The sequence below is a fragment of the Pseudomonas benzenivorans genome (genome assembly GCF_033547155.1).
In the GTDB taxonomy this organism is placed as follows: Bacteria; Pseudomonadota; Gammaproteobacteria; order Pseudomonadales; family Pseudomonadaceae; genus Aquipseudomonas; species Aquipseudomonas benzenivorans_B.
In genome coordinates, this window is sequence record NZ_CP137892.1 from 3,437,872 (window position 1) to 3,461,195 (window position 23,324).

Consider the following 23,324-nt stretch of genomic DNA (forward strand, 5'->3'; position numbering starts at 1 on the left):
GCAGAATATTCAACATCACGCCCCCTCTGTCACCCTTCTACCCGCGGAGTTCCAGGACATGCCCCTACGCCTCAAACTCGTGCTCAGCTACCTGGCAATCGGCCTGATACCGGTGCTGCTCATGGCCTTCATGGCCTACCAGCAGGCCAGCCAGACACTCAGGGAGCAAACGCTGAACACCCTGGAGGCCGTAGCGAATATCAAACAACGCCAGTTACTGGACGGCTGGCAGTCCCGCCACAACCAGCTCAGCAGCCTGGCCGCCAACCTCGCCGGCAACTACCAGGGCCTCGACCGCAACGCGCTGATCAGCGCAGCCAACTACGACCGGCCGATCTTCGAGAACTTCATCGAGACCTTCGGCTTCCGCGACCTCAAGCTGATCGCCGGCGATGGTCAGCAGATCTTCGGCGTGCAGCGCGACGCCGACGCCGGACGCGACTCGCCCCTGGCGCATCTGGTGCAGGCCAGCCTGAACGAACGCCGGGCACTCATCGGCGACCTGGCGGTCAACCCGCAAACCGGCGAGCCGAGCCAGTTCCTGGTCGCCCCCATCATCACTGAGCACGAGGTCATAGCCCTGCTGGCCCTGGAGCTGCCGCTCGCCCCGTTGAACGAGGTGATGCAGACGCGCCAGGGCCTCGGTGACGCCGGAGAAACCTATCTGGTGGGCGGCGACCTACGCCTGCGTTCCGACTCGGTGCGCGTCGAGGGGCAGCGAGTCGAGCGCGCCGCGCACCCGGCCGCGCCGCTCGCCGGCGCCGCCATCGTCCGCGCGCTGCAGGGCGAACAGGGGCGCCTGAGCGAAGCCGGCCTGGACGGCCGCCCGGCGCTCAAGGCCTTCGTCCCCCTGGCCTTCGCCGGGCAACGCTGGGCCCTGATCGCCGAGATGGACCAGGACCAGGCCTTCGCCCCGGTACGCGCCCTGCTGTGGCAACTGCTAACCCTCGCCCTGCTGACCATCGCCGCAGTGGCCCTGGCCACCTGGCTGATCAGCCGCAGCGTGATGCGCCCGCTGGGCGGCGAGCCGAGCAGCATGGCCGCCCTGGCGCGGCGCCTGGCGGCCGGCGAGCTGCAGCTGGCGGGCGACGGCGCCGCCCACGGCGGCCTGATGCAGGCCCTGCAGGACATGGCCACGGCCTGGCGCGAGGTGATCGCGCGGCTGCGTCAGGCCAGCCAGGCGGTGGGCGCGGCCAGTGGCGACATCCTCGGCGCCGCCGGGCAGACCAGCAGCCGCCTGGACCAGCAGCAGGAAGCCCTGGAGCTGGTGGTCAGCGCGGTCGACCAGATGGCCGCCACCGTGCAGGAGATCGCCGCCAACGCCAGCCAGAGCGCCGACGGCAGTGCCGCCGCCCGCGAAGCCTTCGCCGCCATGCAGGCCACCCTGCAGCACATGATCGGCCGCCAGGACCAGCTGCTCGACGGCCTGCGCCAAGCCGACCGGGTGGTGCATACCCTGGCCGGCAACAGCCAGCAGATCGGCGCGGTGCTCGCGGTGATTCGCGGCATCGCCGAGCAGACCAATCTGCTCGCCCTCAATGCCGCCATCGAGGCCGCCCGCGCCGGCGAGCAGGGCCGCGGCTTCGCCGTGGTGGCCGACGAGGTCCGTCACCTGGCCCTGCGTACCCGCAGCGCCACCGAGGAGATAGTGCCGATCATCGACGCCCTCGGCGACTCCGCCAGCCAGGCGTTGACCCGCATGCAGGGCGCCAGCGCACAGGCCCAGGGCCTGGAGGACGAGACCCAGGCGGTGCTCGGCTCGCTCGGGCGTCTGGATGACTCGCTGCAGGGCGTGCACGCCCTGGCCTTCCAGATCGCCGCGGCCGCCGAGCAACAGGCGGCGACCACCGCCGAGGTCAACCAGCACATGCACCAGCTGCACGAGATGACCGGGGAAAACCGCCAAACCGCCGCCCACACCCGCGACTGCGGCGAACAGCTGCGCACGCTAGCCGGCAGCCAGGAGCAGTTGGTGGCGCACTTCCGTCTCTAGTCGACCGGGCGCACCAGGCGGGCGCGGGTCGCCCGCTCCAGGTGGCGGGTGAGCGTCGCCAGGAGCTCACCGCCATTGCGCCAGTGATGCCAGTACAGCGGCACATCCAGCGGCCGTTCGGGCAGGACCTCCACCAGCGTCCCCGCGGCCAGCTCGCGCTCGACCTGCAGCTCCGGCACCAACCCCCAGCCGAACCCGGCGCAGGCCAGGCGCACGAAGCCCTCGGAGGACGGACAGAGGTGGTGGACGAAGCTCCCCTCCACGCCGAGGCTGGCCAGGTAGCGATGCTGCAGCAGGTCGTCCGGGCCGAAGACGATGGCCGGCACCCGCGCCAGGCGCTGCGCCTGGACGCCGTCCGGGAAGTGCCGGGCGAGAAACCCCGGACTGGCCAGCGCCCGGTAGCGCATGCCCCCCAGCGGCAGGGAGCGGGCCCCGGCCACCGGGCGCTCGGCGGCGCACACGCAGGCGGCCACCTCGCCGGCGCGCATGCGCTTGAGGCCGACGTCCTGGTCCTCCACCACCAGGTCCAGCAACACCCCCTGCTCGGCACAGAACTCGCTCACCGCGCCGCCCCACCAGGTGGCCAGGCTGTCGGCGTTGAGGGCGATGCGCAGGCGCTCCGGCAGGCCGCCCTCGTCCAAGGCCGGCACCTGGCCCTGCAGGTCGCGCTCGAGCAGACGCACCTGCTGCACATGGTTGAGCAGGCGCCGACCGATCTCGGTGGGCGCCGGCGGCGTGGCGCGCACCAGCACCGGCTGGCCGACCCGCGCCTCGAGCAGCTTGATCCGCTGCGACACCGCCGACTGCGACAACCCGAGCACCTGGGCAGCCCGCTCGAAGCCGGCCTGCTCCACCACCGCCGCCAGGGCGGCCAGCAACTTGTAGTCGAACAAATCAGTTTTCCTAATGAGACATCAGCATCATGTATTTTCCTTATACAACCGAAGGCTCCAGACTGGCCACACCCCACCGCTGTCCGAGGAGCCCGTCATGTCCGGCGAAACCGATCTATACCGCCTGCTGCAAAGCATGGAACCGCAACTGAACCCTGGCCAATACGTCTTCTGCAGCCTGCCCCAGGGCGCCGATTGCCAGGGACTGGAACCGGTCGCCAGCATGCGCGAGGGCGAAGGCCTGACCCTGGTGCTCCCCCGTGCCCAGGCCGACGCCCGGGGCCTGGGCTACGACTACGTCGCGGCCTGGATCACCCTGCGCGTGCACTCCTCCCTGGCCGCGGTGGGCCTGACCGCTTCCTTCTCCGCGGCCCTGGCCCGCGCCGGGGTGAGCTGCAACGTGGTGGCCGGCTATTACCACGACCACCTGTTCGTGCCCGTCGAACGGGCCGAGCGTGCCCTGTCCACCCTCCTGGCCCTGGCGGCTACGGCGACCCCGGAGTGACCGGCATGTGGCAGAGCTACAGCAACGGCCTGCTGGTGGCCCTCGGCCTGATCATGGCGATCGGCACGCAGAACGTCTTCGTCCTGGCCCAGAGCCTGCGCCGCGAGCACCATGTGCCAGTGGCCCTGCTGTGCATCCTCTGCGATGCCCTGCTGGTCAGCGCCGGAGTGTTCGGCCTGGCCGCGGCGCTGAGCCAGAGTCCGCTGCTGCTGGGCATCGCCCGCTGGGGCGGCGCCGCCTTCCTGCTCTGGTACGGCGCCCAGGCACTGCGCCGCGCCTGGAACCCGCAGGCCCTGGACGCCAGCGGCCAGGGCGTCCCGCGTTCGCGGCGCCGGGTACTGCTGGCGGCCCTGGCCGTGACCCTGCTCAACCCCCACGTGTACCTGGACACCGTGCTGCTGATCGGCTCCCTCGGTGCCCAGCAGCCGATGCCCGGCGCCTATGCCCTGGGAGCGGCCAGCGCCTCGCTGCTCTGGTTCCTCGGCCTGGCCCTCGGCGCGGCCTGGCTCGCCCCCTGGCTGGCGCGCCCGGCGACCTGGCGGCTGATCGAACTGGGTGTTGCGGCGATGATGTTCGCCATCGCCGCGCAGCTGCTGTTCGCCCGCTGAGTCAGGCAGCCCTCCCGCATGCCGGGGCCGTACCGGCACAAGGCCCTGGCGCGAGCTTTTCCACACAGTTGCTGCGTGGTTATGCCCCGCCCCCGGTGCTATGATCCCGGGTCTGCGGCGCCAAGGAGTAGAAACTCACGCCGCTTGTCCGGCCGCCCGTGAACGGCCTCGCGCACACCGCACCTGACCTGAGTAGGAGATAGACCATGGCTTTCGAATTGCCGCCGCTGCCGTACGAGAAGAACGCCCTCGAACCGCACATTTCCGCCGAGACCCTGGAATACCACCACGGCAAGCACCACAACGCCTACGTGGTGAACCTGAACAACCTGGTGCCGGGCACCGAGTTCGAAGGCAAGACCCTGGAAGAGATCGTCAAGACCTCCTCGGGCGGCATCTTCAACAACGCCGCGCAGATCTGGAACCACACCTTCTACTGGAACTGCATGACCCCGAACGGCGGCGGCCAGCCGACCGGCGCCCTGGCCGACGCGATCAACGCGGCCTTCGGTTCCTTCGACAAGTTCAAGGAAGAGTTCAGCAAGGTCTCCATCGGCACCTTCGGCTCCGGCTGGGGCTGGCTGGTGAAGAAGGCCGACGGCTCCCTGGCCCTGGCCAGCACCATCGGCGCCGGCTGCCCGCTGACCAGCGGCGACACCCCGCTGCTGACCTGCGACGTGTGGGAGCACGCCTACTACATCGACTACCGCAATCTGCGTCCGAAGTATGTCGAGGCGTTCTGGAACCTGGTCAACTGGGACTTCGTAGCCAAGAACTACGCTGCCTAAGACCGCGCCCGCGCGCACAAAAAACCCGGCCGAATGCCGGGTTTTTTGCGTTCTATGGAATGCCCCGGCCGGACTTCCGCACCGACGCCAACGATCCACTCGGCCCATCCACCCGAGTGCGCCGAATCCCTCAGCGGCTCGATAGATGCGCACGCCCCAGCCCCTGCAACTATCGACTAATCGAGATGACGCAATGGCGCGGCTGTGGCACCGTTGCCCCTCAAGTTCTCCCGTCATCGCACCGACACAATACAAGAACACAACAAGGCAAGCCTGCGGCCGCGGCATCGCCCGACTGCGAGCGACTCGTGATAATGGCCCTTTGACGGCCAACCCGAGTTTGCCAATACTCACACCGGTCTGACGCCTCGCGCATCGCACAAGGAATCGCCATTTGAAGCTGGAACTCCGGAACAGCCTGTCATTGAAGCTGCTGCGCGTGGTGCTGCTCTCGGCCCTGGCCGTAGGCGTGGTATTGAGCTGCGCACAGATCGTCTTCGACGTGTACAAAGCGCGCCAGGCCGTGGCCAACGATGCCCAGCGGATTCTCGGCATGTTCCGCGACCCCTCGACCCAGGCGGTCTACAGCCTGGACCGCGAGATGGGCTTGCAGGTCGTCGAGGGCCTGTTCCAGCACGACTCGGTGCGCATGGCGGCCATCGGCCACCCGGACGAACCGATGCTCGCGGAACGCGAGCGCGAGCCCCTGGCCCTGCCGACCCGCTGGCTGACCGACCCGATCCTCGGCGAGGAGCAGAGCTTCACCACCCGCCTGGTCGGTCGTGCGCCCTACAGCGAGTATTACGGCGACCTCAAGATCACCCTCGACACCGCGCTCTATGGCCAGAACTTCATCACCAGCTCGGTGATCATCTTCATCTCCGGCGTCTTGCGCGCCCTGGCCATGGGCCTGGTGCTGTACCTGGTCTATCACCTGCTGCTGACCAAGCCCCTGTCGAAGATCATCGACCACCTGAGCCGCATCAACCCCGATCGCCCCAGCGAACACAAGCTGCCCATGCTCAAGGGCAACGAGAAGAACGAGCTGGGGCTGTGGATCAGCACCGCCAACCAGCTGCTGGAATCCATCGAGCGCAACACCCACCTGCGCCGCGAGGCGGAAGACAGCCTGTTGCGCATGGCCCAGCACGACTTCCTCACCGGCCTGCCCAACCGCCAGCAGCTGCAGCAGCAGCTCGACCAGATCCTCGAGGAGGCCGGCCGTCGGCAGCGCCGCGTGGCCGTGCTGTGCGTCGGCCTGGATGACTTCAAGGGGGTCAATGAACAGTTCAGCTACCAGACCGGCGACCAGCTGCTGCTGGCCCTGTCCGACCGCCTGCGCAGCCACAGCGGCCGCCTCGGTGCCCTGGCCCGCCTGGGCGGCGATCAGTTCGCCCTGGTCCAGGCCGACATCGAGCAGCCCTATGAAGCCGCCGAGCTGGCGCAGAGCGTGCTGGACAATCTGGAGGCCCCGTTCCATTTCGATGAGCAGGAGGTGCGCCTGCGGGCCACCATCGGCATCACCCTGTTCCCGGAAGACGGCGACAACACCGAGAAGCTGCTGCAAAAAGCCGAACAGACCATGACCCTGGCCAAGACCCGTTCGCGCAATCGCTACCAGTTCTACATCGCCAGCGTCGACAGCGAGATGCGGCGGCGCCGGGAGCTGGAAAAGGACCTGCGCGAAGCCTTGACCCTGCAGCAGTTCAGCCTGGTCTACCAACCCCAGGTGGATTACCGCGACCACCGGGTGGTCGGCGTCGAGGCCCTGTTGCGCTGGCTGCATCCGCAACACGGCCTGATCCCGCCGGACCTGTTCATTCCCCTGGCGGAACAGAACGGCACCATCATCGCGATCGGCGAATGGGTGCTCGACCAGGCCTGCCGCCAGCTGCGCGAGTGGCACGACCTGGGCTTCAACGAGCTGCGCATGGCCGTCAACCTGTCCACCGTGCAACTGCACCACGCCGAACTACCACGGGTGGTCAACAACCTGATGCAGGTCTATCGCCTGCCCTCGCGCAGCCTCGAGCTGGAGGTCACCGAGACTGGCCTGATGGAAGACATCACCACCGCCGCCCAGCACCTGCTGAGCCTGCGCCGCTCCGGCGCGCTGATCGCCATCGACGACTTCGGTACCGGCTACTCCTCGCTGAGCTACCTCAAGAGCCTGCCACTGGACAAGATGAAGATCGACAAGAGCTTCGTGCAGGACCTGATGGACGACGAAGACGACGCCACCATAGTGCGCGCCATCATCCAGCTCGGCACCAGCCTGGGCATGCAGGTGATCGCCGAAGGGGTGGAAACCACCGAGCAGGAGAGCTACATCATCGCCCAGGGCTGCCATGAGGGGCAGGGCTACCTGTACAGCAAGCCCCTGCCCTCCCGCGAGCTGACCCAGTTCCTCAAGCAGTCCCGCCGCCTCGCGACCGTGGCCAACCCCGCCACGCTCTGACTGCCGCCCGGCGGGCTCGTTCGCGTCCACGCGCGATGCACCAGCGCCGCCCTGCCCCGGGTGCCCCAGGCCGTTCGCTCAGGCCAGGGTGCCGCCCAGCAACCAGGCGGTTGCCAACGCGCCGGCCAGGCACAGCAGTGCGCCTCCCGTAGCCTGCCAGTAGAACTGCCGCGCCAGCTCGTCTTCCCCGGCACTAGCGAGAATGAAGGGCTGCGCCTCCCGCGGCTTGCCCATGTGATGCTGTGCCGGCCGCTGGCTGGTCTGCCGATGGCGATCCTCGGCCTCCAGCTGCGCAGCCAGGCGCACGCGGTTCCACTCCTGCTCGTCCAGCCGACCGTTGCGATCACTATCGAAGCGCTGCAGCAGGCCGGCGAAGTCGCCCTTCCATTCGCGGATCACCGCCCCCTGTGCCGCGTCCAGGTCGAGGCCCTGGCGGCCGCCGCCACTGCTGCGGAATTCACCGATGGCGTACAGCGGCTGGCCGCTGTGCAGGCGTTCCTCGGTGTAGCGGTAGCTCTTGCCGCCGTCCAGCCAGGCCATCCAGCCGCCCTTGGCCACGCCGCGCGGGTGGCGCAGGTTGCCGCGCCAGACCTCGCGGGTCGAGGGCCGCACCTCGGCGCCCCGCGGATCGATCAGGCACTGGCCGGTGCCGTCGCCCAGCAGCAGCCAGCCCTCGCTGCGACCGCTCTCGACCACCCGCCAACTGCGGCTCTTGCCGCTGGACTGGTATTCCTCGATCTTGAAGCGCCACCACAGACAGGGCTTGCCGGTCAGGGGGGCGACTATCACGGTATCGGCCTGCTCCTGCAGCACGCCGTAGAACTCGACGTAGCCCTGGGCCGCCGAGCGGATCTTCGAGGTCGGCGTGTCCAGCAGGTGGCGCGCCTGGCTCAGGCGGCGCAGGCCCCACCAGGCACCGCCGACACTCGCGGCCAGGCTCAGGGCCAGGCCGAACAGCAATTCCTCGATCGCCACGGCTCAGCCGAACAGGGTCTTGAGGTCGACGTCGGCCTTCTCCGCCTCGCTGAACTGCAACAGCTCGGCACTCTTGAAGGCGAAGAAACGGGCGAGCAGCACGTCGGGGAACTGCTCGATGCGCACGTTGTTCAGGTTGACTGCCTCGTTGTACAGCTCGCGGCGATCGGCGATGCCGTTCTCCAGGCCGCTGATGCGCTGCTGCAGGTGCTGGAAACTGTCGTTGGCCTTGAGGTCCGGATAGTTCTCGGCCAGGGCGAACAGCTGGCCCAGGCCGGCGCGCAGGCCACTCTCGGCCTTGCCCAGGGCGCCCACGTCATGCTGTTCGCGGGCGCTGGCCACGGCGCTGCGGGCGGCGATCACCCGCTCCAGGGTGGTGCGCTCGTGCTGCATGTATTGCTTGCAGGTCTCCACCAGCTTGGGCAACTCCTCATGGCGCTGCTTGAGCAGCACATCGATATTGGCCCAGGCCTTGCCGACCCCGTGCTTGAGGCGCACCAGGCCGTTGTAGAGGATCACCGCATAGGCGGCGGCCAGGATCAGGATGACGAGAGTAGCGACGCTGCTGAGGCTCATGGGGTTGTTCTCCATAACGACGGGCCGTGATGATCGACAAAGGATGCGAGCCGGCATTCTACCGGCATCCCGGGCGGCAGGCGCAGACGCGGCGCACGGCTTTTGTGCCGGCGCAGCGCAATATTCCTTTGCGCTTAATGCAAATCTTTCGCATTATGTTGCGACTTCTCTGAGCGCAATCGCTCATGTCTCTCACTTATTACGCAAAGGATGTCGTCATGATTCGTATGCCCCTGGCTTCCGCCAGCCTGCTGGCCATCGCCATTTCCCTCGCCGGTTGCGGCGAAGACCAGGCCCCTGCCACGCAAGCTGCCGTCCCCGCCGCCACCGCGGCGGTAGCCAAGGTCGGCACGATCGACGAAGCCGCCGGCAAGGCCGTGGTCAGCCACTACGCCGACCTGGCGCTGGCCGTGTTCAGCGACGCGGCGAGCACCGGCAAGGCCCTGCAGGTCGCCATCGACGCACTGCTGGCCGCCCCGACCCCGGCCACCCTGCAGGCGGCTCGCGAGGCCTGGCTGGCCGCCCGCGTGCCCTACATGCAGAGCGAGGTGTTCCGTTTCGGCAATGCCGTGGTCGACGACTGGGAAGGCCAGCTCAACGCCTGGCCGCTGGACGAAGGCCTGATCGACTACGTCGCCGCCGATTACCAGCACGCCCTGGGCAACCCGGGCGCGGCCGCCAATATCATCGCCAACAGCCAGATCCAGCTGGGCGAAGACCAGCTCGACGTAGCCGAAATCACCCCGGAACTGCTCGCCAGCCTGAACGAGCTGGGCGGCTCGGAAGCCAACGTCGCCACCGGCTACCATGCCGTCGAGTTCCTCCTCTGGGGCCAGGACCTCAACGGCAGCAACCCGGGGGCCGGTGAGCGTCCGGCCAGCGACTTCCTGGTCGGCGAAGGCGCCACCGGCGGCCACAACGAGCGTCGCCGCGCCTACCTGAAGGCCGCCACCGAACTGCTGGTCGCCGACCTGGACGAGATGGTCGGCCAGTGGCAGCCGGGCGTGGCCGACAACTACCGCGCCAGCCTGGAGGCCGAGTCGCCCGAGAACGGCCTGCGCAAGATGCTGTTCGGCATGGGCAGCCTGTCTCTCGGCGAACTGGCCGGCGAGCGCATGAAGGTCGCCCTGGAGGCCAACTCCACCGAGGACGAGCACGACTGCTTCAGCGACAACACCCACAACTCGCACTTCTACAACGCCAAGGGCATCCGCAACGTCTACCTCGGCGAGTACCGCAAGGTCGACGGCAGCACCCTGAGCGGCCCGAGCCTGTCCGCCCTGCTCGCCAAGGTCGACGCCCAGGCCGACAGCACCCTGCAGAGCGACCTGCAAACCACCGAGGCCAAGCTGCAGGCCCTGGTCGACAGCGCCGAGAAAAACGACCAGCACTTCGACCAGCTGATCGCCGCCGACAACGCCGCCGGCCAGCAGATCGTGCGCGACGCCATCGCCGCCCTGGTGGCGCAGACCGGCGCCATCGAGCAGGCCGCCGGCAAGCTGGGCATCAGCGACCTCAACCCGGACACCGCCGACCACCAGTTCTAAGCCGGCGCGGCAACACCAAGCCGATGCGTCTCCGGGCGCATCGGCTTTTTTCGTCCGCGGTTGCCTCAGCAGGGCATCATCGCGGCTGGTCCGCTTATGGGGTGCGACCATTCGCCCGCACAACAAACGCAAATCGCTCTTATTTAACACGGGCCGGGCTGTTAAGATTGCCCGCCCGATTCTGCTGCCGCGGACCCGTTCGATGCGTGCCCCCCTGCCCCGCCTGCCCGCCCTACCGTGCATCCTGCTCGCCTGTGCCCTGACGGCCTGCGACCAGGCGCCCCGCTTCACCCAGGCCGAGCCCGGCGAGGCCCTCTCCGGCGGCAGCGCCACGGTGTTCAAGACCGACCACAATGCCTACTCCCTGCCTGCGGCCAATCTCTCGCCATCACGGCGCCTGGACTTCAGCGTGGGCAACAGCTTCTTCCGTAACCCCTGGGTGACGGCCCCCGCGACCACCACCGCGCGCGACGGCCTGGGCCCGCTGTTCAATACCAACGCCTGCCAGAATTGCCACATCAAGGACGGCCGTGGTCATCCCCCCGAAGCCGATGCCCTCAGCGCCACCTCACTGCTGGTGCGCCTGTCGTTGCCGGCCGGTGCCGAGCATGCCGAAACGCTGAAGCGCCTGGGCGTGCTGCCCGAGCCGACCTACGGCGGCCAGCTGCAGGATATGGCCAACCCCGGGGTCGCCGCCGAGGGCAAGGTACGCGTGAGCTACAGCCCGCAGACAGTCAAGTTCGCCGACGGCCACGAGGTCGAACTGCGCCGCCCCAGCCTGCAGATCAGCCAGCTCGGCTACGGCCCGCTGCACCCGGATACGCAGTTCTCCCCACGCATCGCCCCGCCGATGATCGGCCTCGGACTGCTCGAGGCCATTCCGGAGGCCGCACTGCTGGCCAACGCCGACCCCGAGGACGCAGACGGCGACGGCATTTCCGGCCGGCCCAACCGGGTCTGGGACGACGCCCTGCAGCGCACCGTGCTCGGCCGCTTCGGCTGGAAGGCCGGGCAGCCCAACCTCAACCAGCAGAACGCCCACGCCTTCGCCGGCGACATGGGCCTGACCAGCGCCCTGGTGCCCGCCGATGACTGCAGCGAGCGGCAGGCCGACTGTCGCGCCGCCCCCGACGGTGGCGCGCCGGAGGTCAGCGACAGCATCCTCGCCAGCGTGCTGTTCTACAGCCGCAACCTGGGCGTGCCGGCGCGGCGCCGGGTCGAGGATGCCCAGGTGCTGGCCGGCAAGGGGCTGTTTTTCCAGGCCGGTTGCCAGCGCTGCCACACCCCGAAGTTCACCACCGCGGCGGACGCCGCCGAACCCGAGTTGGCCAACCAGACCATCCGCCCCTATAGCGACCTGCTGCTGCACGACATGGGTAGCGGCCTGGCCGACGAGCGCAACGAGTTCCTCGCCTCGGGCCGCGAGTGGCGCACGCCACCGCTATGGGGCATCGGCCTGACCGAAACGGTCAACGGCCATACCCAGTTCCTCCACGACGGCCGCGCCCGCAACCTGCTGGAGGCCATCCTCTGGCACGGCGGCGAGGCCGAGGCCGCGCGGCAACAGGTCCTCACCTTCGACGCCGAGCAGCGCACCGCGCTGCTGGCCTTCCTGAACTCGCTGTAAGGAGCCGTTCATGATCCGCTCGTCCTTCACTCTCGCCCTGCTGAGCCTGGCACTGGCGGCATGCTCACCCAGCGACCCGCAGCAGCGGGTCAGCGTCGCGCTGACCGACGGCGTGCTGCTGCCGGCCTACGGCAGCTGGGCCGAAACCGACCGCCAGCTGGCCGCCAGCGCCCAGGCCTTCTGCAGCGGTCAGCAGGGCCTCGGCGATGCCCGCCAGGCCTTCCTCGCCGCCCAGAGCGCCTGGGCCGGACTGCAACCCATGCTGATCGGCCCCCTGGCCGAGGGCAACCGTGCCTGGCAGGTGCAGTTCTGGCCGGACAAGAAGAACCTGGTGGCGCGCCAAGTGGGCGCTTTGCTCGAGCGCAAGCCACAGCTGAGCCCCGCCGACCTGGACAAGTCCAGTGTGGTGGTCCAGGGCCTGACGGCCTACGAATACCTGCTGTTCGATGCCGCCATCGACCTCGACGATGCCCAGCAACGCGCGCGCTACTGCCCGCTGCTCACCGCCGTCGGCCAGCACCAGCAGAACCTGGCGGCAGACATGCTGGCGCAGTGGCAGGCCGCCGACGGCATGGCCGCACAGCTGCGCGAGTTCCCCAACGATCGCTTCGCCGACGCCGGCGAGGCCGTGGCCGAGTTGCTGCGCACCCAGGTCAGCGCCCTCGATGGCCTGAAGAAGAAGCTCGGCACCCCGCTCGGCCGGCAGACCAAGGGCCAGCCTCAGCCCTACCAGGCCGAGGCCTGGCGCAGCAATGCCAGCCTGGCCAGCCTGGCCGCCACCCTCGCCGGCGCCGAGCGTCTCTGGCGAGGCGTCGAGAACGATGGCCTGCAGCAGCTGCTCGCCGGCAAGCACCAGGCCCTCGGCCAGCGCATCGACGACGCCTATGCCGACACCCGCCAGCGCATCGCCGCCCAGCAGCGCCCGCTCGGCGAACTGCTCGCCGATGACGCCGGCCGCGCCGAGCTGAACGCGCTGTACGACAGCCTGGACAGCCTGCATCGCCTGCACGAGGCGGAGCTGGCCAAGGCCCTGGGCATCCAGCTGGGCTTCAACGCCCACGACGGCGACTGAGGCCATCACGCCATGCAACGCAGAACCTTCCTCGGCCTCGGCGCCGCGGCCCTGGCCGCCGGCGCCCTCGGCGGCTGGCGGCTGATCGGCAACGGCCACCCGCCCCTGCTGCTGTCCGCCCGCGACGACGGCGACGGCCGCCACTATGCCGTCGGCTATCGCCTGGACGGCAGCCGGGCCTTCGCCACCGAGGTCGGCGAGCGCTGCCACGACGTGGTGCCCCACCCGCAGCGGCCCCTGGCGCTGTTCGTCGGCCGCCGGCCGAGCACCCAGAGCTACCTGATCGACACCCGCGACGGGCGCCTGCTGCAGACCCTGAACGCACCGGCGCAGCGGCACTTCTACGGTCACGCGGTGTTCCACAGGGACGGCGAGTGGTTGTATGCCACCGAGAACGACACCGGCGAGCCCGGCCGCGGGGTGATAGGCCGCTACCGCCTGCAGGACGGCCAGCTGCAGCGCAACGGCGAGTTGTCCAGCCACGGCGTCGGCCCGCATCAGCTGCTGTGGCTGCCCGACGGCGAGACCCTGGTGGTGGCCAATGGCGGCATCCGCACCGAGGCCGACAGCCGGGTGGAGATGAACCTCGATGCCATGGCGTCCAGCCTGGTACTGCTGGCGCGCGACGGTAGCCTGCTGAGCAAGGAGCAACTGTCCGAACGGCAGAACAGCGTGCGCCACCTCGCGGTGGCCAGCGACGGCACCATCGTCAGTGGCCAGCAGTACATGGGGGCGGCCGACGACAACGCCCCCCTGCTGGCGATCAAGCGACCGGGCCAGGCCTTCCAGGCCTTTCCCCTGGGCGAGCCCCAGCGCCTGGCCATGAACCAGTACACCGCCAGCCTGGCGATCCACAGCGAACTGCGCCTGCTGGCCCTGACCGCCCCGCGCGGCAACCGCTTCTTCATCTGGGACCTGGACAGCGGCGCCCTGCGCCTGGACACCCCCCTGCCCGACTGCGCCGGCGTCGGCGCGGTGGCCGAGGGCTTCGTGGTCAGCTCCGGGGTCGCCCGCTGCCGCCTGTTCGATTGCCGAACGGCCCACATCGCCAGCCGCCCGCTGCAGCTACCGGCCGGTCTGTGGGACAACCACCTGCGCCTGGCCTAGGTGCCGCCCGGGATTCCGCAGCAAAACCACTCAAGCCTGGCCGCGACCTGCCGATAGCCAGACGCAGGTCCCGCACCTCGTTCTACGTCACATGGATGTCATGTTTCCCCGCTAGCCTGGACGCCGCGGCTACCGACCTCCATCCGCTGACTCGAGACCCCGACCCATGCCCTTGCAACGCTCCCTGCGCGCCCAGTTCCTCACCCTGCTCGGCGGCAGCCTGCTGCTGATCCTGCTGATCGCCCTGGCCTGCTTCTCCTTCCTCTCCAGCGGCGTGCAGTCCTACCGCGAGCTGGTCGGCGGCACCCTGCACGCCTCGCGTCTGGTGGACGGCGCCAACCTCGAGTTCAAGGTACAGGTGCAGGAGTGGAAGAACGTCCTGCTGCGTGGCAAGAACCCCGCCGACCTGGACAAGTACTGGCGCCAGTTCCAGGCCCAGGAAGGCAAGGTGCAGGAGATCCTCGGCGAGCTGCTGCAGGTCGCCGGCGAACAACAGGACCCCGAGCTGAAGAACCAGGTCGAACGCCTGCGCAGCGAGCACCGCAGCATGGGTGAGGCCTACCGCCAGGGCCATGCCGCCTTCGTCGCCGCCGGCGCCGACGCGGCGGTCGGCGATGCCGCGGTCAAGGGCATCGACCGCGGCGCCAGCGAGCAGATGAGCGCCCTGGTCGAGCGGCTCAGCCAACGCGGCCTGAGCCAGTCAGCGGCCATCAGCAACGCGGCCGCGCGCACGACACAACTCGGCCTGGCGGTGCTGCTGCTGTCGAGCCTGCTGATCGGCCTGTTCAGCCTGTGGCTGGTCAATCGCAACCTGGTCGAGCCGATTCGCAGGCTGATCGAGCACATCGGCCAGCTCAGCCGCGGCAACCTGGGTCAACGGGTCGACGCCAGCCGCCAGGATGAGCTCGGCCACCTGGCCGGCGCCGCCAACACCCTGCGCGACTTTCTCGCCGACACCTTTGCCCAGTTGCAGCGCGGCAGCGCCGACCTGGACGGCGCCAGCGGCGAGCTCAACGCCATCGCCACGCTGATGTCCCAGGGCTCGCGCGAGCAGTTCTCGCGCACCGATCAGGTCGCCACGGCGATGCACGAGATGTCCGCCACCGCCCAGGAAGTGGCCCGCCATGCCGCCGAAGCGGCCCACGCCGCGGACGATGCCGACCACTCCGCCCAGCAGGGCGAGCAGGTGATGCGTGCCACCATCGAGACCATCACCGGCATGCGCGGCGAGATCGCCAATACCGCCGAGGTGATCCGCCGCCTGGAAGCCGATAGCGGGCGCATCGGCAAGGTCCTGGAGGTGATCCGCGGTATCGCCGAGCAGACCAACCTGCTGGCCCTCAACGCCGCCATCGAAGCCGCCCGGGCCGGCGAACAGGGCCGCGGCTTCGCCGTGGTCGCCGACGAGGTGCGCACCCTGGCCCAGCGCACCGCCGAGTCCACCGCGGAGATCCACCAGATCATCGACACGGTGCAGAGCGGCGCGGTGAACGCGGTACGCGCCATCGAAAGCGGACAGAACCGCAGCGAGGAAGGCGTCACCCAGGTCACCGAGGCCGGCGCCATGCTGCAGCGCATCACCGCCGCGGTGGAGGCGATCCGCGACATGAACCGGCAGATAGCCACCGCCGCCGAGGAACAGACCTCGGTGGCCGAAGACATCTCGCGCAACCTCACCGAGATCACCGCGATCGCCACCACCAACCAGGAGAACGTCCAGCGCACCGAGGCCGCCAGCCAGCACCTGCACAGCCTGTCCGCCCAGCTCGGCGAGGTGACCCAGCGCCTCCAGTCCTGACTGCCGGCGCCGCTGCGGCCCGCAGCGGCGCCCCCTCCCCTCCGCCGGTGCCCACCGCGCAGCAAAATGCCACTATCGACCGGCAATTGCGTCGATAGCTCGAACACTCCGTTGCCAGAACAGGCGCTCGCAATCTTTTGCAAATGCGCCCTTTTGACTTGCCCGCGCCTTGGGTCTATGGTCGCTCTCTTGCCTATTCCCAGGCCCAATCAGCCCTGCCAAGGAACCGGAATATGTTGCTGCGCCGCATGCTCATCATGCTGGGCGTCGTCGCCCTCGTGGTGCTCGCCCTCGCCGCCTACAAAGGCTTCACCATCTACCAACAAATCCAGCAATTCTCGGCGCCGCAGCCGGCCATCGGCGTGTCGGCCACCACCGCCGCAGCACGCCCCTGGCAGAGCCGTCTGCCGGCCATCGGCACACTCAAGGCCTTCCAGGGCGTCGACCTGACCGTGGAAGTCGGCGGCACCGTGCGCGAGGTGCTGTTCCGCTCCGGCGAGAAGGTCGCGCGGGACCAGGCGCTGATCCAGATGGACAGCGAGGTCGAGCGCGCCAGCCTGGCCACCGCCGAGGCCGAGCTGGGCCTGGCGCGGGTCGAGTTCGAACGCGGCCGCAGCCTGGTCAGCCGCTCGAACATCTCCAAGAGCGAGTTCGACCGTCTCTCCGCCGAGCTGCAGAAGGCCAACGCCAGCGTCGCCCAGCTGCGCGCGCAGCTGGCGAAGAAGCGCATCCTCGCGCCCTTCTCCGGCACCATCGGCATCCGCCAGGTGGATGTCGGCGACTACCTGTCGCCCGGCGCCACCATCGCCACCCTGCAGGACCTGTCGACCCTGTTCGTCGACTTCTTCCTGCCCGAGCAGGCCGTGCCCAGGCTGGCCCTCGGCGAGCGCGTGCGCTTCAGTGTCGCCGCCTACCCGGGCGAGGTGTTCGAGGGCCGGATCGACGCGATCAACCCCAAGGTCGAAGCCAGCACCCGCAACGTGCAGGTACGCGCCACCCTGGACAACACGGACGACAAACTGCTGCCGGGTATGTTCGCCAACCTGGAAGTGCTGCTGCCCGGTGAGCCGCAGCATATTCTGGTACCGGAAACCGCCATCACCTACACCCTGTACGGCAACTCGGTGTACGTGATCGGCGAGCGCAAGGGCGAAGACGGCGAGGTGCTGAAGGACGACCAAGGCCAACCCCAATTGGCGGTGCAACGGCGCTTCGTCGAGACCGGCGAGCGCCGTGACGGTCAGGTGGTGATCCTCGAGGGCCTCGAGGCCGGCGAACAGGTGGTCACCGCCGGCCAGTTGAAACTGGACAACGGCGCCCACGTCGCCATCGTCGCCGACCCGGCCCTCGCAACGAACAGCCAGACCGGCGGCGCGCAGTAGCCGACGCCGGCGCAAAGGAACTGAATCATGGCTTTTACCGATCCCTTTATCCGTCGCCCGGTGCTGGCGACCGTGGTTAGCCTGCTGATCATCCTGCTCGGCCTGCAGGCGTTCAACAAGCTGACCATCCGCCAGTACCCGCAGCTGGAAAACGCCCTGATCACGGTGACCACCGCCTACCCCGGGGCCAACGCCGAGACCATCCAGGGCTATATCACCCAGCCCTTGCAGCAGAGCCTGGCCAGCGCCGACGGCATCGACTACATGACCTCGGTCAGCCGGCAGAACCTGTCGGTCGTGTCGATCTACGCGCGCATCGGCGCCGACAGCGACCGCCTGTTCACCGAGCTGCTGGCCAAGGCCAACGAGGTGAAGAACCAGTTGCCCCAGGACGCCGAGGACCCGGTGCTGAGCAAGGAGGCGGCCGACTCCACGGCGCTGATGTACATCAGCTTCTACAGCGACGAACTGTCCAACCCGCAGATCACCGACTACCTCTCGCGGGTCATCCAGCCCAAGCTGGCCACCCTGCCGGGCATGGCCGAGGCGGAGATTCTCGGCAACCAGGTCTTCGCCATGCGCCTGTGGCTCGATCCGGTGAAGATGGCCGCCTATGGCGTCACCGCCGCCGACGTCAACGACGCGGTGCGCCAGTACAACTTCCTCGCCGCTGCCGGCGAAGTGAAGGGCCAGTACGTGGTCACCAGCCTCAACGCCGAGACCGACCTGAAGACCCCCGAGGCCTTCGCCGCCATCCCGCTGAAGACCGCCGGCGACAGCCGGGTGCTGATCCGCGATGTGGCGCGGGTGGAGATGGGCGCGGAGAACTACGACTCGCTCAGTTCCTTCGACGGCATCCCCTCCGTCTACATCGCCATCAAGGGCACGCCCAGCGCCAATCCGCTGGACGTGATCAAGGAGGTGCGCGGCGTCATGCCCGAGCTGGAGGCCCAGTTGCCGCCGAGCCTCAAGGTGGCCATCGCCTACGACGCCACCCGCTTCATCCAGGCCTCGATCGACGAGGTGGTGAAGACCCTGGGCGAGGCGGTGCTGATCGTCATCGTGGTGGTGTTCCTGTTCCTCGGCGCGTTCCGCTCGGTGCTGATCCCGGTGATCACCATCCCCCTGTCGATGATCGGCGTGCTGTTCTTCATGCAGCTGATGGGCTACTCGATCAACCTGCTGACCCTGCTGGCCATGGTCCTGGCCATCGGCCTGGTGGTGGACGACGCCATCGTCGTGGTGGAGAACATCCACCGCCATATCGAAGAGGGCAAGACGCCCTTCGACGCGGCCCTGGAGGGTGCCCGCGAGATCGCCGTGCCGGTGGTGTCGATGACCATCACCCTGGCCGCGGTCTATGCGCCGATCGGCTTCCTCGAGGGCCTGACCGGGGCGCTGTTCAAGGAATTTGCCCTGACCCTGGCCGGCGCGGTGATCATCTCCGGCATCGTCGCCCTGACCCTGTCGCCGATGATGTGCGCCAAGCTGTTGCGCCACGAGGAGAACCCCAGCGGCCTGGCGCACCGCCTGGATGTGCTGTTCGAGCGCCTCAAGCAGCGTTATCAGCGCGCCCTGCACGGCACCCTGGAGACCCGCCCGGTGGTGCTGGTGTTCGCCCTCATCGTGCTGTGCCTGATCCCGGCGCTGCTCAAGTTCACCGAGAGCGAGCTGGCGCCGGAGGAGGACCAGGGCATCGTGTTCATCATGGCCAACGCGCCGCAACCGACCAACCTGGAGTACATGAACCGCTACACCGACCAGTTCGTGACCATCTTCAAGGAGTTCCCCGAGTACTACTCGTCCTTCCAGATCAACGGCTTCAACGGCGTGCAGTCGGGCATCGGCGGCTTCCTCCTGACCCCCTGGGACGAGCGCGAGCGCACCCAGATGGAACTGCTGCCCGAGGTGCAGGGGCGCCTGGCGCAGATTCCCGGGCTGCAGATCTTCGGCTTCAACCTGCCATCCCTGCCGGGTACCGGCGAGGGCCTGCCGTTCCAGTTCGTGATCAACACCCCGAACGACTACGAGTCGCTGCTGCAGGTGGCCGAGCGGGTCAAGCAACGCGCCGAACAGTCCGGCAAGTTCGCCTTCCTCGACATCGACCTGGCCTTCGACAAGCCGGAAGTGGTGGTGGAGATCGACCGGCAGAAGGCCGCGCAGATGGGCGTGTCCATGCAGGACCTGGGGCTGACCCTGGCCAGCCTGCTCGGCGAGGGCGAGATCAACCGCTTCACCATCGACGGCCGCAGCTACAAGGTGATCGCCCAGGTCGAGCGCGCCTACCGCGACAACCCGGGCTGGCTCGGCAGCTACTACGTCAAGAGCGAGAGCGGGGAGATGCTGCCGCTGTCGACCCTGGTCAAGGTCAGCGACCGCGCCCGGCCGACCCAGCTCAACCAGTTCCAGCAGCTCAACTCGGCGATCATCCAGGGCGTGCCGATCGTCAGCATGGGCGAGGCCATCGACACGGTGCGGCAGATCATGCTCGAGGAGGCCCCGGCCGGCTTCGCCGCCGACTACGCCGGCGCCGCGCGCCAGTACGTGCAGGAAGGCAGCGCGCTGTACGTCACCTTCGGCCTGGCCCTGGCGCTGATCTTCCTGGTGCTGGCCGCGCAGTTCGAGAGCTTCCGCGACCCGCTGGTGATCCTGGTGACCGTGCCGCTGTCGATCTGCGGCGCCCTGGTGCCGCTGTTCCTCGGCTTCTCCAGCATGAACATCTACACCCAGGTAGGCCTGGTGACCCTGATCGGCCTGATCACCAAGCACGGCATCCTGATCGTCGAGTTCGCCAACCAGCTGCGCCGCGAGCAGGGCCTGTCGCGCCGCGCCGCGGTGGAGCAGGCCGCGGCGATCCGCCTGCGCCCGGTGCTGATGACCACCGCGGCCATGGTCTTCGGCATGGTGCCGCTGATCCTCGCCAGCGGCGCCGGGGCGGTGAGCCGCTTCGACATCGGCCTGGTGATCGCCACCGGCATGTCGGTGGGCACCCTGTTCACCCTGTTCGTGCTGCCTTGCGTGTACAGCCTGCTGGCCCGTCCCGACCCTGTGCCGAGCGCCGAGCCTGTCGGCGCACGTTGAGCCGCGCCACTAAAAAGCCCCGCCGATGCGGGGCTTTTTAGTGGACGCTCCGGTGCCGCCGGACCAGGCCTCAACCCCGCGAGCCCATGCCCTGGCTCAGGCCGAAGATAAACAGCAGCAGATCCCGATCCGGGCTGACCTCGGCTGTCGGCCGCGGCTGGGGCGGCAGCGGGCAGTAGCCCAGACCATTGCGGGTGATCACCTCGGGGCCCGGTTCCTGCCAAGCCGCCACCGCCAGGGAGGCCACGCCGAGCGAGGCGGCGAGGAACAGACTTCGAGCTATTTCTAGTTTCATCACTGCAACCTCTTGATAGCGCTGCCAAACGCTGTTCGCTAACCCTAGCCCAGCCCTCGCCGCTTCGTCGGCCGCCACGACAAACGGTCACCCGTTCATGACTGGGCCACGGTCGAGCTGAAGCCGAGTAACACCCCTGGAGTCACCTTAGTGCCCACGCCCACGCTTTCAGGCCGCGCGCGCCGAAACCTGCTGCCGGCACGGGGCCAGGCGCGGACCACCACCCGCCCCGCGCAAACACCCGGAGCAGAGCACTTCCATCTGAGTGAACACGAAGGAGCCGAGGCCTGTGCGGTGCACCCCGGTCATGCGACGTCCCCAATCCGGTGGCGCGAGGAGAAAACACGCAATTGACGTACCGCCTTGCCCGGCGCCCGTCGGATGGCGAAACAATGCCTGCGCCGAAAAAAGAAAACCCCGCGACAAGCGCGGGGTTTTCGTTACAGCTCAGGGTGCCGGGTGGCTTACATCATGCCGCCCATACCGCCCATGCCGCCCATGCCGCCCATGTCCGGCATGGCCGGAGCGGCCTTGTCGTCGACCACTTCGGCGATCATCGCTTCGGTGGTGATCATCAGGCTGCCGATGGAGGCGGCGGCCTGCAGGGCCGAACGGGTGACCTTGGCCGGATCGAGGATACCCATCTCGATCATGTCGCCGTACACGCCGGTGGCGGCGTTGTAGCCGTAGTTGCCTTCGCCCTGCTTGACCTTGTCGACCACCACGCTCGGCTCGTCGCCGGCGTTGGCGACGATCTGGCGCAGCGGCGCTTCGACGGCGCGGCGCAGCAGCGCGATACCGACGTTTTGGTCGTCGTTCTCGCCCTTCAGCTCGCTGATGGCCTGCAGTGCGCGCACCAGGGCCACGCCACCGCCAGGCACCACGCCTTCTTCGACGGCTGCACGGGTGGCGTGCAGGGCGTCTTCGACGCGGGCCTTCTTCTCTTTCATCTCGACTTCGGTGCCGGCACCGACCTTGATCACGGCAACACCGCCGGCCAGCTTGGCCAGACGCTCTTGCAGCTTCTCCTTGTCGTAGTCGGAAGTGGTGTCTTCGACCTGCTTGCGGATCTGCGCCACGCGGGCTTCGATGTCGGCTTGCTGGCCGGCACCGTCGATGATGGTGGTGTTTTCCTTGCTCAGTACCACGCGCTTGGCGTTACCCAGGTGCTCCAGGGTGGCGCCTTCCAGGCTCAGGCCGACTTCTTCGGAGATGACGGTACCGCCGGTGAGGATGGCGATGTCCTGCAGCATGGCCTTGCGACGATCGCCGAAGCCCGGCGCCTTGACCGCGGCGACCTTGACGATGCCGCGCATGTTGTTGACCACCAGGGTGGCCAGAGCTTCGCCCTCGACGTCTTCGGCAACGATCAGCAGTGGCTTGCCGGCTTTGGCCACGGCTTCCAGTACCGGCAGCATTTCGCGGATGTTGGAGATCTTCTTGTCGACCAGCAGCAACAGCGGGCTATCCAGCTCGGCCACCATGGTGTCCGGCTTGTTGATGAAGTAGGGCGACAGGTAGCCGCGGTCGAACTGCATGCCTTCGACGACGGACAGTTCGTTCTCCAGACCCGAACCTTCCTCGACGGTGATCACGCCTTCCTTGCCGACCTTCTCCATGGCCTGGGCGATGATGTCGCCGATGGAGCTGTCGGAGTTGGCAGAGATGGTGCCGACCTGGGCGATGGCCTTGGTGTCGGCGCACGGTTTGGACAGCTCCTTGAGCTCCTTGACGATGGCGATGGTGGCCTTGTCGATACCGCGCTTCAGATCCATCGGGTTCATGCCGGCAGCGACGGCCTTGAGGCCTTCGTTGACGATGGCCTGAGCCAGGACGGTAGCGGTGGTGGTGCCGTCACCGGCCTCGTCGTTGGCCTTGGAGGCGACGTCCTTGACCAGCTGGGCGCCCATGTTCTCGAAGCGGTCCTTCAGCTCGATTTCCTTGGCCACGGACACGCCGTCCTTGGTGATGGTCGGAGCGCCGAAGCTCTTCTCCAGCACCACGTTGCGGCCTTTCGGGCCGAGGGTGGCCTTGACCGCGTCGGCCAGGACGTTGACGCCGGAGAGCATCTTCTTGCGGGCGGAGTCGCCGAATTTGACTTCTTTAGCTGCCATGGTGATTGATCCTCAATTCTTGACGGTTAGACGGAGATTCGCGGGACTCAGGCTTCGATGACGGCGAGGATTTCGTTCTCGCCCATCACCAGCAGGTCTTCGCCGTCGACCTTGACGGTGTTGCTGCCGGAGTAAGGGCCGAACACCACCTTGTCGCCGACCTTGACGGCCAGCGGACGGACTTCGCCGTTGTCCAGCACGCGACCGGTGCCGACGGCGACGATCTCGCCCTGGTTCGGCTTCTCGGCAGCGGAACCCGGCAGCACGATGCCGCCCGCGGTTTTGGTTTCTTCTTCGCTGCGACGGATCACGACGCGGTCATGCAGAGGACGAAGCTTCATTGTCGATCTCTCCCAACTAGGTTGTTTTCATCGGCCGGTGTCTTCACCGGCGGGTTAGCAAAGTCCGGCGGTGCCGGTTGCGCTGTGCCTGGCACAACGCGAAAGTCTGTTCTGCCGAAGCCGACAGAAAACCTTGCGGTGACCGCTACATAAGGGCGTACCAG

At 68.0% G+C, this 23,324-nt stretch carries 19 protein-coding genes; 13 read left to right on the plus strand and 6 right to left on the minus strand.

Annotated elements, in window-relative coordinates; genetic code table 11:
• The first annotated feature begins 58 nt into the window (after window positions 1-58).
• A complete protein-coding gene (locus SBP02_RS20995) occupies window positions 59-1,993 on the plus strand; it encodes a methyl-accepting chemotaxis protein (protein ID WP_318643152.1) in 1,935 nt (644 codons plus the stop codon).
• On the opposite strand, the gene SBP02_RS15885 is transcribed toward SBP02_RS20995, so the two are convergent.
• Window positions 1,990-2,886: a LysR family transcriptional regulator ArgP gene (locus tag SBP02_RS15885; RefSeq protein WP_318643154.1), complete on the minus strand. Its 897-nt coding sequence runs from the start codon at window positions 2,884-2,886 to the stop codon at window positions 1,990-1,992. The genes SBP02_RS20995 and SBP02_RS15885 overlap by 4 nt on opposite strands.
• A gap of 97 nt (window positions 2,887-2,983) precedes the next feature.
• On the opposite strand from SBP02_RS15885, the gene SBP02_RS15890 reads away from it, so the two are divergent.
• The 4 genes from SBP02_RS15890 to SBP02_RS15905 all read left to right on the plus strand — a co-directional run bounded on the left by SBP02_RS15890 (window position 2,984) and on the right by SBP02_RS15905 (window position 7,245).
• Window positions 2,984-3,391 (plus strand): ACT domain-containing protein, encoded by a 408-nt coding sequence (locus SBP02_RS15890; protein ID WP_318643156.1) that lies wholly within the window; start codon window positions 2,984-2,986, stop codon window positions 3,389-3,391.
• A 5-nt stretch (window positions 3,392-3,396) separates the two neighbouring features.
• Window positions 3,397-3,999: a LysE/ArgO family amino acid transporter gene (locus tag SBP02_RS15895; RefSeq protein ID WP_318643157.1), complete on the plus strand. Its 603-nt coding sequence runs from the start codon at window positions 3,397-3,399 to the stop codon at window positions 3,997-3,999.
• Between the two features lie 206 nt (window positions 4,000-4,205).
• Window positions 4,206-4,787 (plus strand): superoxide dismutase, encoded by a 582-nt coding sequence (locus SBP02_RS15900; RefSeq protein ID WP_318643159.1) that lies wholly within the window; start codon window positions 4,206-4,208, stop codon window positions 4,785-4,787.
• Window positions 4,788-5,181: 394 nt separating this feature from the next.
• On the plus strand, window positions 5,182-7,245 hold the full coding sequence (locus SBP02_RS15905; protein WP_318643161.1) for a putative bifunctional diguanylate cyclase/phosphodiesterase: 2,064 nt from the start codon (window positions 5,182-5,184) through the stop codon (window positions 7,243-7,245).
• 78 nt (window positions 7,246-7,323) lie between these two features.
• Here the strand turns inward: SBP02_RS15905 and SBP02_RS15910 are convergent, their stop codons facing one another.
• Together SBP02_RS15910 and SBP02_RS15915 are read right to left on the minus strand one after the other, a co-directional pair.
• On the minus strand, window positions 7,324-8,220 hold the full coding sequence (locus SBP02_RS15910) for a GIDE domain-containing protein (RefSeq protein ID WP_404824339.1): 897 nt from the start codon (window positions 8,218-8,220) through the stop codon (window positions 7,324-7,326).
• Between the two features lie 3 nt (window positions 8,221-8,223).
• Complete coding sequence (locus SBP02_RS15915) at window positions 8,224-8,796, minus strand: LemA family protein (protein ID WP_318643163.1); 573 nt, start codon at window positions 8,794-8,796, stop codon at window positions 8,224-8,226.
• Window positions 8,797-8,825: 29 nt separating this feature from the next.
• Here SBP02_RS15915 and SBP02_RS15920 point away from each other — a divergent pair, with 29 nt between their 5' ends.
• From SBP02_RS15920 to SBP02_RS15955, 8 genes are all read left to right on the plus strand, one after another.
• Complete coding sequence (locus tag SBP02_RS15920) at window positions 8,826-8,969, plus strand: hypothetical protein (protein ID WP_318643165.1); 144 nt, start codon at window positions 8,826-8,828, stop codon at window positions 8,967-8,969.
• Window positions 8,970-9,014: 45 nt separating this feature from the next.
• Window positions 9,015-10,343 (plus strand): imelysin family protein, encoded by a 1,329-nt coding sequence (locus SBP02_RS15925; RefSeq protein WP_318643168.1) that lies wholly within the window; start codon window positions 9,015-9,017, stop codon window positions 10,341-10,343.
• A gap of 202 nt (window positions 10,344-10,545) precedes the next feature.
• Window positions 10,546-11,970, plus strand: coding sequence for a di-heme oxidoreductase family protein (locus SBP02_RS15930; RefSeq protein WP_318643170.1), 1,425 nt, complete (start codon window positions 10,546-10,548; stop codon window positions 11,968-11,970).
• A 10-nt stretch (window positions 11,971-11,980) separates the two neighbouring features.
• Complete coding sequence (locus SBP02_RS15935) at window positions 11,981-13,042, plus strand: imelysin family protein (protein WP_318643172.1); 1,062 nt, start codon at window positions 11,981-11,983, stop codon at window positions 13,040-13,042.
• Window positions 13,043-13,054: 12 nt separating this feature from the next.
• Window positions 13,055-14,149, plus strand: coding sequence for a DUF1513 domain-containing protein (locus tag SBP02_RS15940; RefSeq protein WP_318643174.1), 1,095 nt, complete (start codon window positions 13,055-13,057; stop codon window positions 14,147-14,149).
• 166 nt (window positions 14,150-14,315) lie between these two features.
• Complete coding sequence (locus tag SBP02_RS15945) at window positions 14,316-15,947, plus strand: methyl-accepting chemotaxis protein (protein ID WP_318643176.1); 1,632 nt, start codon at window positions 14,316-14,318, stop codon at window positions 15,945-15,947.
• Between the two features lie 233 nt (window positions 15,948-16,180).
• Entirely contained in the window at window positions 16,181-17,329 is a 1,149-nt protein-coding gene (locus SBP02_RS15950) for an efflux RND transporter periplasmic adaptor subunit (protein ID WP_318643178.1), read from the plus strand.
• A 27-nt stretch (window positions 17,330-17,356) separates the two neighbouring features.
• Window positions 17,357-20,410, plus strand: coding sequence for a multidrug efflux RND transporter permease subunit (locus SBP02_RS15955; RefSeq protein WP_318643180.1), 3,054 nt, complete (start codon window positions 17,357-17,359; stop codon window positions 20,408-20,410).
• A gap of 70 nt (window positions 20,411-20,480) precedes the next feature.
• Here SBP02_RS15955 and SBP02_RS15960 read toward each other — a convergent pair whose 3' ends face one another.
• The 3 genes from SBP02_RS15960 to SBP02_RS15970 all read right to left on the minus strand — a co-directional run bounded on the left by SBP02_RS15960 (window position 20,481) and on the right by SBP02_RS15970 (window position 23,160).
• Window positions 20,481-20,705: a hypothetical protein gene (locus SBP02_RS15960; RefSeq protein WP_318643182.1), complete on the minus strand. Its 225-nt coding sequence runs from the start codon at window positions 20,703-20,705 to the stop codon at window positions 20,481-20,483.
• Between the two features lie 464 nt (window positions 20,706-21,169).
• The gene (gene groL, locus SBP02_RS15965) at window positions 21,170-22,819 is read right to left on the minus strand and encodes a chaperonin GroEL (protein WP_318643184.1); all 1,650 of its coding nucleotides are present in this window, start codon (window positions 22,817-22,819) and stop codon (window positions 21,170-21,172) included.
• A gap of 47 nt (window positions 22,820-22,866) precedes the next feature.
• Window positions 22,867-23,160, minus strand: a complete 294-nt coding sequence (locus SBP02_RS15970; protein ID WP_021445335.1) for a co-chaperone GroES — start codon at window positions 23,158-23,160, stop codon at window positions 22,867-22,869.
• Window positions 23,161-23,324: the final 164 nt, after the last annotated feature.

Excerpts from the sequence above, each read along its gene's own strand:
- SBP02_RS20995 (WP_318643152.1), top strand. The coding sequence starts at position 59 with ATGCCCCTACGCCTCAAACTCGTGCTCAGCTACCTGGCAATCGGCCTG.
- SBP02_RS15890 (WP_318643156.1), top strand. The coding sequence starts at position 2,984 with ATGTCCGGCGAAACCGATCTATACCGCCTGCTGCAAAGCATGGAACCG.
- SBP02_RS15895 (WP_318643157.1), top strand. The coding sequence starts at position 3,397 with ATGTGGCAGAGCTACAGCAACGGCCTGCTGGTGGCCCTCGGCCTGATC.
- SBP02_RS15900 (WP_318643159.1), top strand. The coding sequence starts at position 4,206 with ATGGCTTTCGAATTGCCGCCGCTGCCGTACGAGAAGAACGCCCTCGAA.
- SBP02_RS15915 (WP_318643163.1), bottom strand. The coding sequence starts at position 8,796 with ATGAGCCTCAGCAGCGTCGCTACTCTCGTCATCCTGATCCTGGCCGCC.
- SBP02_RS15920 (WP_318643165.1), top strand. The coding sequence starts at position 8,826 with ATGATCGACAAAGGATGCGAGCCGGCATTCTACCGGCATCCCGGGCGG.
- SBP02_RS15925 (WP_318643168.1), top strand. The coding sequence starts at position 9,015 with ATGATTCGTATGCCCCTGGCTTCCGCCAGCCTGCTGGCCATCGCCATT.
- SBP02_RS15930 (WP_318643170.1), top strand. The coding sequence starts at position 10,546 with ATGCGTGCCCCCCTGCCCCGCCTGCCCGCCCTACCGTGCATCCTGCTC.
- SBP02_RS15935 (WP_318643172.1), top strand. The coding sequence starts at position 11,981 with ATGATCCGCTCGTCCTTCACTCTCGCCCTGCTGAGCCTGGCACTGGCG.
- SBP02_RS15940 (WP_318643174.1), top strand. The coding sequence starts at position 13,055 with ATGCAACGCAGAACCTTCCTCGGCCTCGGCGCCGCGGCCCTGGCCGCC.
- SBP02_RS15945 (WP_318643176.1), top strand. The coding sequence starts at position 14,316 with ATGCCCTTGCAACGCTCCCTGCGCGCCCAGTTCCTCACCCTGCTCGGC.
- SBP02_RS15950 (WP_318643178.1), top strand. The coding sequence starts at position 16,181 with ATGTTGCTGCGCCGCATGCTCATCATGCTGGGCGTCGTCGCCCTCGTG.
- SBP02_RS15955 (WP_318643180.1), top strand. The coding sequence starts at position 17,357 with ATGGCTTTTACCGATCCCTTTATCCGTCGCCCGGTGCTGGCGACCGTG.
- SBP02_RS15960 (WP_318643182.1), bottom strand. The coding sequence starts at position 20,705 with ATGAAACTAGAAATAGCTCGAAGTCTGTTCCTCGCCGCCTCGCTCGGC.
- groL (WP_318643184.1), bottom strand. The coding sequence starts at position 22,819 with ATGGCAGCTAAAGAAGTCAAATTCGGCGACTCCGCCCGCAAGAAGATG.
- SBP02_RS15970 (WP_021445335.1), bottom strand. The coding sequence starts at position 23,160 with ATGAAGCTTCGTCCTCTGCATGACCGCGTCGTGATCCGTCGCAGCGAA.